Genomic DNA, 11,631 nt, shown 5'->3' with positions numbered 1-11,631 from the left:
CACCTGCCGTTTAGGCACGGCGGTGATGGGGTGAAGTCACCCGGCAAAGTAAAATGAAATTGCAGGGTTAACAGGTAAATGAAGTGATCCAGTTAACAATGCAATGTAAATACTCAGTGATACTTCGGGTTTGTATGGTTGTCAGGTTGTTAAATTCAGAAAAGATGTTATAGAAACAAAATGTAACATCTCTCTGGATCGGACAACGGATAACAACTATGAACAAATCAGGGAAGTACCTCGTCTGGACAGTGCTCTCCGTAATGGGAGCATTTGCCCTCGGCTATATCGCATTAAACCGTGGTGAACAGATCAACGCGTTGTGGATAGTCGTGGCGTCGGTCTGTGTCTACCTTATCGCTTACCGTTTCTATGGCCTGTACATCGCGAAAAATGTACTGGCGCTGGACCCGACGCGTATGACGCCAGCCGTACGTCATAACGACGGTCTGGACTATGTTCCCACCGATAAAAAAGTACTGTTTGGTCACCATTTTGCAGCGATTGCCGGAGCGGGTCCGTTAGTTGGACCGGTGCTGGCGGCGCAAATGGGCTATCTGCCGGGGATGATCTGGCTGCTCGCCGGGGTAGTGCTGGCCGGCGCGGTGCAGGACTTTATGGTGCTGTTTGTTTCTACCCGTCGCGATGGTCGTTCCCTTGGCGAACTGGTGAAAGAAGAGATGGGCCCAACGGCAGGCGTCATTGCGCTGGTGGCCTGTTTTATGATCATGGTGATTATCCTCGCGGTACTGGCGATGATTGTCGTGAAAGCGCTAACCCACAGCCCGTGGGGAACTTACACCGTAGCGTTCACTATCCCGCTGGCGATTTTTATGGGGATTTACCTGCGTTATCTGCGCCCGGGTCGCATTGGCGAAGTGTCGGTCATCGGTCTGGTGTTCCTGGTATTTGCCATTATTTCCGGTGGCTGGGTGGCGGAGAGTCCTACCTGGGCCCCTTATTTTGACTTTACCGGTGTACAGCTGACCTGGATGCTGGTGGGCTACGGTTTCGTGGCTGCCGTGCTGCCGGTCTGGCTGCTGCTGGCACCGCGCGATTACCTTTCTACCTTCCTGAAAATCGGCACCATTGTGGGTCTGGCGGTAGGGATCCTGATCATGCGCCCGACGCTGACCATGCCTGCGTTGACCAAGTTTGTTGACGGTACCGGCCCGGTCTGGAGCGGTAACCTGTTCCCGTTCCTGTTTATTACCATCGCCTGCGGCGCAGTCTCTGGTTTCCACGCGCTGATTGCCTCCGGCACCACGCCGAAGATGCTGGCGAATGAAGGTCAGGCCTGTTTTATCGGCTATGGCGGGATGCTGATGGAATCCTTTGTCGCCATTATGGCGCTGGTAGCGGCCTGTGTTATCGATCCGGGCGTCTACTTTGCGATGAACAGCCCGATGGCGGTACTGGCACCTGCCGGAACCACCGATGTGGTTGCGTCAGCGGCACAGGTCGTGAGCAGTTGGGGCTTTGTTATCACGCCTGATACGCTGCATCAGATCGCGAACGATGTCGGCGAACAATCCATTATCTCCCGCGCAGGCGGCGCGCCGACGCTGGCGGTGGGCATGGCGTATATTCTGCACGGTGCGCTGGGTGGCATGATGGATGTGGCATTCTGGTATCACTTCGCCATTCTGTTTGAAGCCCTGTTTATTCTGACGGCAGTAGACGCCGGTACGCGCGCCGCGCGCTTTATGCTGCAGGATCTGCTGGGCGTGGTGTCACCAGGGCTGAAACGTACCGATTCGCTGCCAGCGAACCTGTTGGCGACGGCGCTGTGCGTACTGGCCTGGGGTTACTTCCTGCACCAGGGCGTGGTGGATCCACTGGGCGGTATTAACACCCTGTGGCCGCTGTTTGGTATCGCCAACCAGATGCTGGCCGGTATGGCGTTGATGCTCTGTGCGGTGGTGCTATTCAAGATGAAACGTCAACGCTACGCATGGGTGGCGCTGGTGCCAACCGCCTGGCTGCTGATTTGTACCCTGACCGCTGGCTGGCAGAAAGCGTTTAGCCCGGATGCAAAAATCGGCTTCCTGGCTATCGCCAACAAATTCCAGGCGATGATCGACAGCGGTAACATTCCGGCGCAGTACACCCAGTCGCAGCTGACGCAACTGGTATTTAACAACCGCCTGGATGCGGGGCTTACCATTTTCTTCATGGTGGTCGTGGTGGTGCTGGGTCTGTTCTCTATCAAAACTGCGCTGGCAGCGTTGAAAGAGGACAAACCAACGTCGAAAGAGACGCCGTACGAGCCGATGCCTGAGAATGTCGAAGAGATCGTGGCGCAGGCGAAAGGCGCGCACTAATATTCTCTTAACCAATGAGCCCTCTCCTGAACGGGGAGGGCGTTTGTACGACAGGAAACCACTATGTTTGAAACGCTCTCTAAAGCCGGGAAATATTTAGGGCAAACCGCCCGATTGATGATTGGTGTGCCGGATTATGACAACTATGTCGAGCATATGCGCGTCACGCATCCGGACCAGGTGCCGATGACCTACGAAGAATTTTTCCGCGAGCGCCAGGATGCGCGCTATGGGGGGAAAGGTGGCGCGAAGTGCTGTTGATTTTTTGCCGGATGGCGCTAACGCTTATCCGGCCTACAACATTGCATTGGCCGTAGGCCTGATAAGGCGAAGCCGCCATCAGGCAACCTGCACCATAGTCACACCGTAAACGTCTCTACCTTCTCAAATGCCGCACGCAGTGTTTCCGGTGTTAGCTTCACCGGCAGCGCGTGAATGGACTCCACCGGGCGCAGGGTATGCGCAATCACCTTATCGATTTCGGCGCGGTTTTGGATGTCCACTTCCAGTTGAGCCAACCGGGTTGGCAAATTGAAGCGCTGATAGGCGGTAATTAACTGCGCCAGCACAGCATCTTGTCCCAGCAACGCACTCTGCACCAGGATGCCGTACGCCACTTTAGTGCCATGTAAAAACTTCTCTGTTTGTGGGAGGACGGTCAGGCCATTGTGAACAGAATGCGCCGCCGCCACGCGGGTGTAGCGCTCGCCCAGACCGCCGACCATACCACCGCCAGCAATGATCGCATCCACCACGTCGCAAAACGCACGGGTCAGTTCACCACGCTGCTTATCTGCCAGCGCCTGCTCGCTGCTCTGAAGGAGAACGTCGCGGATCGCCAATGCGCCGTTGATGCCAAGACGTACAGTCAGCGGCAAGGTTTCAGGCTGTGGGGCGAGCACAACCGCTTCGTACCATTTCGCCAACGTGTCCCCGATACCAGCAAGCAAATACGCGTCTGGCGCATTAAGCACGATCTCTGGCTCTACCAGTACCAAAAAATTGGCATCATCGAAAATTTCGAAATGCAGTGCCTGGCCTGCATCGTTATACCACACGGACAGCGGCGTCCAGGCAGCACAGGTGGCGGCAATGGTTGGGATTGCCACAAAGGGTAAACCAAGGCGGCGCGCCAGTGCTTTGGCGGTGTCGAGCAATGTCCCGCCGCCCACGCCAATCACCACGCTGCGATTCTCTCCCGACTCTTTTGCCAGTTGAGTAACATCGGTTTCGCTGCAATGACCCGTAAACAGCAGGTGTTTAGCCTCGGCAAGATGAAAGGCCTCTGGCAGATAAGGCCGGGCTGCATTGATGGCGCGCTCACCATATACCCAGACGGCGCGTGAGAGTTGATCCTTTGTGAAAAAATCGTTGAGTCTCGACAGGCTGCCGCGATGGGAAAAATAGTTAGCCGGGCCGGTGACGACGCGAATCTCGGTATTACTCATGTTGTGTTGTCCTTTTGGCTGTCCTGTCCAGGCAGGTTATTTTTATATAGACGTCTGAACGTCTTGATTGCCAAATACTAGCATCGTGCTATAGTGGCTTCAACCACAACATTACACGCTGGGATAACAATAATGAGTAATAACCCGCTGATTCCGCAAAGCAAACTGCCTAATCTGGGCACCACTATTTTCACGCAAATGAGCGCGCTGGCGCAGCAGCACCAGGCCATTAACCTCTCGCAGGGATTTCCTGATTTTGATGGTCCACTCTTTTTACAAGAACGTCTGGCGTATCACGTCGCGCATGGCGCAAACCAGTATGCGCCGATGACGGGCGTACAGCCGCTGCGAGAGGCCATTGCGGATAAAACCGCGCAGTTGTACGGCTATAGACCCGACGCAAATAGCGAAGTGACCGTTACTGCGGGGGCAACGGAAGCATTGTACGCCGCGATCACGGCACTGGTACGGCCTGGCGATGAGGTGATCTGTTTTGACCCGAGCTACGACAGCTATGCGCCCGCGATCGAATTATCCGGCGGCGAGGTTAAACGCATCGCGCTGCAACCGCCGTCTTTTCGCGTCGACTGGCAGGAATTTGCTGCGCTAATCAGTGACCGCACCCGGCTGGTGATCCTAAATACACCGCATAACCCCTCGGCTACGGTATGGCAGAAGGCGGACTTTGAGGCGTTATGGCAGGCTATTAACCGGCATGAGATTTATGTTGTCAGTGACGAAGTCTACGAGCATATCTGTTTTGCCACGCATGGGCATGCCAGCGTGCTGGCGCATCCGCAACTAAGGGCGCGCGCAGTTGCCGTTTCATCATTTGGCAAAACCTATCATATGACGGGCTGGAAAGTGGGGTACTGTGTTGCGCCACCGGCTATCAGCGCGGAGTTACGTAAGGTCCATCAGTATTTAACCTTCTCGGTCAACACGCCGGCACAACTGGCGCTGGCGGATATGCTGCGCGAAGATCCGACGCACTACCGTGAGCTGCCCGCGTTTTATCAGAGAAAACGTGATGTGCTGGTGAATGCGCTGCGTGACAGTCGGCTGGAAATACTACCCTGCGAAGGGACGTACTTTTTGCTGATTGATTACAGTGCTGTTTCTGATCTCAACGATGTGGAGTTTTGCCAATGGCTGACTAAAGAGGTCGGCGTGGCGGCGATACCGCTGTCCGTTTTCTGCGCCGATCCTTTCCCACATAAGCTGATTCGCCTGTGTTTTGCTAAGCAAGAATCGACGCTGCTGGCAGCGGCAGAACGCCTGGTTACGCTGTAGTGACGCGATTTCGCTACTTCACCGTCCAGGCTTTGGAGAATCGACGGTCGGCAAATAACTCTTGCAGACCGTTGATTTGCTTCAGACGTAAGACTTCGTCGCTATCCATCCCCAGTTCTTTACCGATTTTCTCTTCGCTCCAGCCTAATTGTGATAATTCACGAACGATTTCCGACATGGCATGGATTTGATGCCGCCCACGGGCACGATTGTGGCGGATTGTCGCCGCCATGCGCTCATGACGCCCGCGTTGCAGACAGGCAACGGGCAGATAACCTTTCAGGCGTGATTTTAGTGATGATTTGTTTTTGCCGATTTCATGTCGATGGAATCCGTCGACGATTTCATATTCTTCCGGGGTTGATTGAACCACGACGATCGGTTGTGTGAAGCCATCGGCTTCAATGGATTTCAGCAGTAGCTTTTTCTCCGGCGGCGCAACGTTATTTGGGTTGTAATCATTTGGCGAAATAGCGCTGTTTTTGATCCACAGAACGCAGTCTACCGGTTCTTCACGGAAAGGGCTGACGCTATGGATTGCCATCCTGAATTCATTGATTGCTTCAATTCGTTCTTCTTCTGAAAGGCCAGAAAGAAAACCGGTGAGTTCCTGAGTTAGTCGTCGTTGCATAAGATCCCCCATTCCTGGCGTTTGGTTTTCATACGTTCGTTATAACGCTGATAGTTTTTCATTTTTGTGGGACTGAATGAGAGTGCCCGACACCAGTAGTCATTATTCAGCAGTACTTTGCAGATCCGTCTCCATGAAGGGATATCTTTAGAACCAATATCGTTTTCCTGGCTTTGAGGAATATTATCGATCCCTTTTTTCTTGTACCACTGTAAATAGACGGCGATTTTGTTGCGGTAGTGCTCTGCGGTCTGTTGCGGCATGCTGTCTAATAGCAGCATGGCGTACGCTTGCCAGCTTAAATGCTCAGGTTTTAATATTTTCCGGTGGCCGTAAAAATGGTTGTCATGGCCGGCGTATATTCCGCCGCTTTTAACGCCGCTAACCCGGGTGCACATGGCTGCCCATCGCTGTGGCTCAATAACATGATACAGCCACAGTCCCTGGCGTTGTTCCGGGCCAAAGGGTTCGCAAATGCGCATATATCGTGTTGGCACGCCGGCCTGGTACATCAGGTTATACAGGGGGTTGCATGGCATTTTTGTTTTCGCAAACCATGTCCATATATCGGCTGTTTTCCAGTCATACACTGGATAGATATACCAGGTGTGTCCTCCCGGTGCGGCGGTAGTCCACGGTTTGTCATCGGCAAAACGTTGCTTACGTGAATGGGCAATGGCGACAAAACGGTTATATGACTCGTCGGCACGGATGCCCACCATCATTGCCGCAGGACGTTTTTCTGAAAACCAGTCAGCGAACTCACGAACGAATTGTTCAAAGGTCATGCCGGGTTGGTAGAAATGAAAGAAACTGGGATCGGTAATCGCATCTGCTGGTGGTTGCCGCACCCATTGTGTATTGGGTTCCCAACACTGCCATTCCGGTTGAAATTGTGAGAGAGAATTTTGGGTGGTGAGCGGTATTGCTACCCAATAAAAACGTTCTATAACGTCAGAATAGTGTTCTCGTAGCGCTTCAACATAGTCGATAGTACAAGAGAACTGGGCTTCCCAGTCAATAAACAATACGCTTATTTTTTTATGTAACTGGCGTGCAAGAGTGGCGGTGAGATGCATCATGAGCCCGGAGTCTTTCCCTCCAGACAGTGAAACGCACACGCGAGGCAGTGTTTCCAAAGTCCAGGTAATGCGTTCCTGAGCGGCTTCCAGCACGCTCTGACTCAGAGGGATTTTGTAAACAGACATAGCAAGTCCATACTGAAAGAATAAAAGAGTAACATCTCTAATGTATACTTTGAATAAGATATGCCAATTTACGAAGCGTGCAACCTTTAAATACATTCACTTAATGTATTTAAAAATTTTTTTTATTTAGTTTATGCATAGTTCTTTGGTGTGTCGCTTTTTTCGGTTTTTTTATTTATTTTTGCTATGGAATTCTCAAAGTTTTTGTTGTTAAGTGAGGCCCGGTTGTACATTAAAAATAGATTCATTGATGGTGGCTTAATATCTGTTTTGATTTTCTTTAAATTGAATAATGATGAATATAATTCAAAGGTTGATTTAGGAATGAAACCAATGATATCTGTAATGGATATAATGTTGATAATTGACATCAGTGAATCACTAGAGAACCCAGTTTTACGATTGGCGAGAAAAGCATTTGTTTCCGACTGGTACTCTTTTACACCAGCATCGTCAGAGAGAAACCACGAAAACTGTTCTTCCAGTATTTCATTTAACGTTGTTTTTTCATTTATTCTGGGGTGGTTTTTGCCACAGACCAATACGGTCTCAATTGTCCTGAATGGGGTGCATATAATTGAGCGGTTAACGATCGGTGATGTCGTGATGACAACATCCGCTTTACGGTAGGCGAGTAAGTCTTCAGCGGTTTCCGATGTTATCAGAATATCACGATGTTCAATTTCAACATATTTGTCTTCCCTGATAGATTTAATTAACTCACTTATGTAGGCATTGCTGATAATTTGCGGACTGTAAATGACGAATTTTTTCTTCAGACTGGAGCTGTGCATGATATTTATTGTTTCTTCCAGACTGTTGAGATTGTTCTCAAGGTGATGGTGTAGATTGACCGCCGTTACGGTAGGCGTAATGCCTTTCCCTGCCCGAATAAACAAAGGATCATTGAATTGAGTGCGAAGCCTTTGTAGCGACTGGCTAACGGCTGAGGGGGTAATAAACAGCGTTTCGGCGGCTTTGCTTATGCTCAGATTCTGATAGATACACTCGAAAATAACCAGCAGGTTCAGATCGAATTTTTTGAGGTCGTAAAGGTTAGCCATACGCTAATTCCTGTTTTAGTTTAGTTGTGAAATATTTCATTTTGTTATGTATGAGTTTTAATGCATCATCGTTTCATATACATGTAAAACTTAATGAATAGTTTACTACTACTTAAAATAGCACAGGCAGGGTTATTTTTTCGGTAAAAAGTGCTAACGGGTTAATTGATATAGAAAAGAAGAATGATTGATATGAAAATAATATCAATCATTCGTTGCGTATATTTATTTGGCTCCCATGATAATATCCAGCTTCTCTTTATCGGGCAAACCTACTGCCTGTTGCAGGGTATTATCTTTGCTCATGTAATAAATGGCGGGCGTGACATTGGCGCCTAAATCGTCCATTAGTTTTTGGTTGATATTCAGCGTCTTCATTTGCTCGGCAGGCGGGTTTGCTGGCAGTGCCAGCGTCATTTTGCCGCCGGAGGCTTCATAGTCGTGCCAGGTTTTAGCGGGGTCCTTGCTTGCCAGAATGGCCGCAGCGGTTGCCGGGCTTTCGGGTTTTATTACGCCAACCAGCAACGTGCGCAGTTGGACTTTACCGGCGTCCACCCACGGGCGCGCCTGCTGCCAGAACTGTTTACAATAGGGACAGAAGGGATCGGCAAACACATACACAATAACTGGCGCGTCTTTTTTGCCATCCAGAATCCACGACGCTTTTTCCATGCGTTGCCACATCTCGCGCCCGGCAGGGGCATAGATCTCTTTTTCTATCAGCGCATTACTCAGGTTTTCACCTTTCTCGTTATACATATAGCCGGAGATCGCCTGTTTTCCATCAGGCGTCACATAGATAGTGACCCCCATGTCCTGATATTTGCCCAGATAACCTTTCATGCCTCCCGGGGCGTCGAACGACTTCAGAATCGTAATGCCCTGTTTCTCAATCGCTTTCACGGGGGCAGGAAGCTCTTCAGCGTGGACGACTGCAGGGAGCAGAGCTAAGAGTAATGTACGTTTAAACATTGATTTTCCTTATAAAATTAGAAGGAAAGGGAGTTAAGTTGCAAAACCTATCGCAGCCATAGGTAAGATCGACAGTCTGTCGATTGCCCTTTCGGTAGTTGGGTGATGTAATCCCAATCGCTGTTACGACCTTGGTTAAGGTAATGTAGAGCGCAACACATAGCCAGTTCTGCTGGCACTGAAGTTACTTGCGGGTAACTCGGGTAATGAGGCTCCCTGCAAAGGGAGCCTTTTTTACTTTTAGAATAGGGTTTACACCATGCGGTTGAGTCGGTTGTTAGTTAACGCTTATTGATTTGATAAAGGAAACGCATTAGCCCTTATCAATGATTTTCGTTAACTTATCCCTCAACGAAAACACGGAGGAAGTACAGATGTCTTTGATTAATACCAAAATTAAACCTTTCAAAAACCAGGCGTTCAAAAACGGTGAGTTCATCGAAGTAACCGAGAAAGATACCGAAGGTCGTTGGAGTGTCTTCTTCTTCTACCCGGCTGATTTTACGTTCGTATGTCCGACCGAGCTGGGCGACGTTGCTGACCATTACGAAGAACTGCAGAAACTGGGTGTGGACGTTTACTCTGTTTCCACTGACACTCATTTTACTCACAAAGCATGGCACAGCAGCTCTGAAACCATCGCGAAAATCAAATATGCGATGATCGGCGACCCGACTGGCGCCCTGACCCGTAACTTCGACAACATGCGTGAAGATGAAGGTCTGGCTGACCGTGCAACATTTGTTGTTGACCCGCAGGGTATCATCCAGGCAATCGAAGTTACCGCTGAAGGTATCGGCCGTGATGCGTCTGACCTGCTGCGCAAAATTAAAGCTGCACAGTATGTCGCTTCCCACCCAGGTGAAGTTTGCCCGGCTAAGTGGAAAGAAGGCGAAGCGACCTTAGCGCCATCTTTAGATCTGGTCGGCAAGATCTAAGTCTGTTTTGCCTTGCGGCGCAGCGCTTGCATAGGCCTACGAAACCGTAGGCCGGGTAAACGAAGTGCCACCCGGCAATCAATGGGCGCAGACGCGCCCATTTCATTCCAGCACCATGACGCAAGTTGCATTGATGCGGCCCCGCGAATTCGGCTTGCATGATGATGTTTTCAGAGAGGGAAGAATAATGCTCGACACAAATATGAAAACCCAGCTCAAGGCTTATCTTGAGAAACTGACCAAACCTGTTGAGCTGATTGCTACGCTGGATGACAGCGCTAAATCGGCAGAAATCAAGGAACTGCTGACTGAAATTGCTGAACTGTCAGAAAAAGTCACCTTTAAAGAAGACAATACTCTGGCCGTACGTAAGCCATCGTTCCTGATTACCAATCCTGGTTCTCACCAGGGGCCGCGCTTTGCCGGTTCTCCGCTGGGGCATGAGTTTACCTCTCTGGTTCTGGCGCTGTTGTGGACAGGCGGTCATCCGTCAAAAGAGGCACAGTCACTGCTGGAGCAGATCCGCGACCTCGACGGGGACTTTGAGTTTGAAACCTATTATTCGCTTTCCTGCCATAACTGCCCGGATGTGGTGCAAGCGCTCAACCTGATGTCTGTACTTAACCCGCGTATCAAGCATACGGCGATTGATGGCGGTACATTCCAGAACGAAATTACCGATCGTAACGTCATGGGCGTACCGGCGGTCTATATGAACGGCAAAGAGTTCGGCCAGGGTCGTATGACGCTGACCGAAATCGTAGCGAAAGTGGATACCGGTGCAGAAAAGCGCGCAGCGGAAGAGTTGAATAAGCGTGATGCTTACGATGTGCTGATCGTCGGTTCGGGTCCTGCCGGGGCAGCGGCTGCGGTGTACTCTGCACGTAAAGGTATTCGCACCGGTCTGATGGGCGAACGCTTTGGCGGTCAGGTTCTTGATACCGTTGATATCGAAAACTACATCTCTGTACCGAAAACCGAAGGCCAGAAACTGGCTGGCGCACTGAAAGCACATGTTGATGATTACGATGTTGATGTTATTGATAGCCAGAGTGCGAGCAAACTGGTTCCGGCAGCTCAGGAAGGTGGTTTGCATCAGATTGAAACGGCTTCCGGCGCGGTGTTGAAAGCACGCAGCATCATCATTGCTACCGGTGCAAAATGGCGCAACATGAATGTTCCGGGTGAAGATCAGTATCGCACCAAGGGCGTAACCTACTGTCCGCACTGTGATGGCCCGCTGTTTAAAGGCAAGCGTGTCGCGGTGATAGGTGGCGGTAACTCGGGTGTTGAAGCGGCTATCGATCTGGCGGGTATCGTCGAGCACGTGACGTTGCTGGAATTTGCCCCGGAAATGAAAGCCGATCAGGTTCTGCAGAATAAAGTCCGCAGTCTGAAAAACGTCGACATTATTCTGAATGCGCAAACCACAGAAGTGAAAGGCGACGGCAGTAAAGTCACCGGTCTGGAGTATCGTGACCGCGTCAGCGGTGATATCCACAATGTGGAACTGGCGGGTATCTTTGTGCAGATTGGCCTGTTGCCAAATACCAACTGGCTGGAAGGCGCCGTTGAGCGTAACCGCATGGGTGAAATCATCATTGATGCCAAGTGCGAGACCAGCGTGAAGGGCGTTTTCGCGGCCGGAGACTGCACCACCGTACCGTATAAGCAGATTATCATTGCGACTGGCGAAGGTGCCAAAGCATCATTGAGCTCGTTTGATTATCTGATTCGCACCACAACCGTATAA

10 protein-coding genes are annotated in these 11,631 nt (G+C 50.6%); 5 read left to right on the top strand and 5 right to left on the bottom strand.

The features are described from left to right. The first annotated feature begins 218 nt into the window (after positions 1-218). Together cstA and FDX03_RS01230 are read left to right on the top strand one after the other, a co-directional pair. Positions 219-2,324 (top strand): pyruvate/proton symporter CstA, encoded by a 2,106-nt coding sequence (gene cstA, locus FDX03_RS01235; RefSeq protein WP_016152202.1) that lies wholly within the window; start codon positions 219-221, stop codon positions 2,322-2,324. A gap of 63 nt (positions 2,325-2,387) precedes the next feature. Then, positions 2,388-2,585: a YbdD/YjiX family protein gene (locus FDX03_RS01230; protein WP_005123469.1), complete on the top strand. Its 198-nt coding sequence runs from the start codon at positions 2,388-2,390 to the stop codon at positions 2,583-2,585. A gap of 98 nt (positions 2,586-2,683) precedes the next feature. Here FDX03_RS01230 and FDX03_RS01225 read toward each other — a convergent pair whose 3' ends face one another. Continuing rightward, positions 2,684-3,772 carry an oxidoreductase gene (locus FDX03_RS01225; RefSeq protein WP_137345368.1) on the bottom strand — a complete coding sequence of 363 codons (1,089 nt, stop codon included), beginning with the start codon at positions 3,770-3,772 and terminating at the stop codon, positions 2,684-2,686. A gap of 132 nt (positions 3,773-3,904) precedes the next feature. On the opposite strand from FDX03_RS01225, the gene FDX03_RS01220 reads away from it, so the two are divergent. Beyond that, entirely contained in the window at positions 3,905-5,065 is a 1,161-nt protein-coding gene (locus FDX03_RS01220; protein WP_137345367.1) for a pyridoxal phosphate-dependent aminotransferase, read from the top strand. Between the two features lie 13 nt (positions 5,066-5,078). Here the strand turns inward: FDX03_RS01220 and FDX03_RS01215 are convergent, their stop codons facing one another. From FDX03_RS01215 to dsbG, 4 genes are all read right to left on the bottom strand, one after another. Further along, positions 5,079-5,696: a ParB/RepB/Spo0J family partition protein gene (locus FDX03_RS01215; protein ID WP_048212322.1), complete on the bottom strand. Its 618-nt coding sequence runs from the start codon at positions 5,694-5,696 to the stop codon at positions 5,079-5,081. After that, positions 5,681-6,904: a phosphoadenosine phosphosulfate reductase gene (locus tag FDX03_RS01210; protein WP_115643726.1), complete on the bottom strand. Its 1,224-nt coding sequence runs from the start codon at positions 6,902-6,904 to the stop codon at positions 5,681-5,683. The genes FDX03_RS01215 and FDX03_RS01210 overlap by 16 nt, the downstream gene beginning before the upstream one ends. A gap of 131 nt (positions 6,905-7,035) precedes the next feature. Beyond that, positions 7,036-7,968: a LysR family transcriptional regulator gene (locus tag FDX03_RS01205; RefSeq protein ID WP_137345366.1), complete on the bottom strand. Its 933-nt coding sequence runs from the start codon at positions 7,966-7,968 to the stop codon at positions 7,036-7,038. A 225-nt stretch (positions 7,969-8,193) separates the two neighbouring features. Continuing rightward, positions 8,194-8,940, bottom strand: a complete 747-nt coding sequence (gene dsbG, locus FDX03_RS01200) for a thiol:disulfide interchange protein DsbG (protein WP_048212319.1) — start codon at positions 8,938-8,940, stop codon at positions 8,194-8,196. A 374-nt stretch (positions 8,941-9,314) separates the two neighbouring features. On the opposite strand from dsbG, the gene ahpC reads away from it, so the two are divergent. Beyond that, positions 9,315-9,878, top strand: a complete 564-nt coding sequence (ahpC, locus tag FDX03_RS01195; protein ID WP_002894394.1) for an alkyl hydroperoxide reductase subunit C — start codon at positions 9,315-9,317, stop codon at positions 9,876-9,878. Positions 9,879-10,065: 187 nt separating this feature from the next. After that, on the top strand, positions 10,066-11,631 hold the full coding sequence (ahpF, locus tag FDX03_RS01190) for an alkyl hydroperoxide reductase subunit F (protein ID WP_048212318.1): 1,566 nt from the start codon (positions 10,066-10,068) through the stop codon (positions 11,629-11,631).

This window comes from Citrobacter sp. wls827 (assembly GCF_005280875.1).
In the GTDB taxonomy this organism is placed as follows: Bacteria; Pseudomonadota; Gammaproteobacteria; order Enterobacterales; family Enterobacteriaceae; genus Citrobacter; species Citrobacter youngae.
The sequence above is the reverse complement of the archived record's forward strand: the minus strand, read 5'-3'. Positions and strand labels throughout refer to the sequence as shown.

Bases quoted from the DNA above. Each gene is read 5' to 3' on its own strand.
- FDX03_RS01230 (WP_005123469.1), top strand. From the start codon at position 2,388: ATGTTTGAAACGCTCTCTAAAGCCGGGAAATATTTAGGGCAAACCGCC.
- FDX03_RS01205 (WP_137345366.1), bottom strand. From the start codon at position 7,968: ATGGCTAACCTTTACGACCTCAAAAAATTCGATCTGAACCTGCTGGTT.
- FDX03_RS01225 (WP_137345368.1), bottom strand. From the start codon at position 3,772: ATGAGTAATACCGAGATTCGCGTCGTCACCGGCCCGGCTAACTATTTT.
- FDX03_RS01220 (WP_137345367.1), top strand. From the start codon at position 3,905: ATGAGTAATAACCCGCTGATTCCGCAAAGCAAACTGCCTAATCTGGGC.
- ahpF (WP_048212318.1), top strand. From the start codon at position 10,066: ATGCTCGACACAAATATGAAAACCCAGCTCAAGGCTTATCTTGAGAAA.
- dsbG (WP_048212319.1), bottom strand. From the start codon at position 8,940: ATGTTTAAACGTACATTACTCTTAGCTCTGCTCCCTGCAGTCGTCCAC.
- ahpC (WP_002894394.1), top strand. From the start codon at position 9,315: ATGTCTTTGATTAATACCAAAATTAAACCTTTCAAAAACCAGGCGTTC.
- FDX03_RS01215 (WP_048212322.1), bottom strand. From the start codon at position 5,696: ATGCAACGACGACTAACTCAGGAACTCACCGGTTTTCTTTCTGGCCTT.
- cstA (WP_016152202.1), top strand. From the start codon at position 219: ATGAACAAATCAGGGAAGTACCTCGTCTGGACAGTGCTCTCCGTAATG.
- FDX03_RS01210 (WP_115643726.1), bottom strand. From the start codon at position 6,904: ATGTCTGTTTACAAAATCCCTCTGAGTCAGAGCGTGCTGGAAGCCGCT.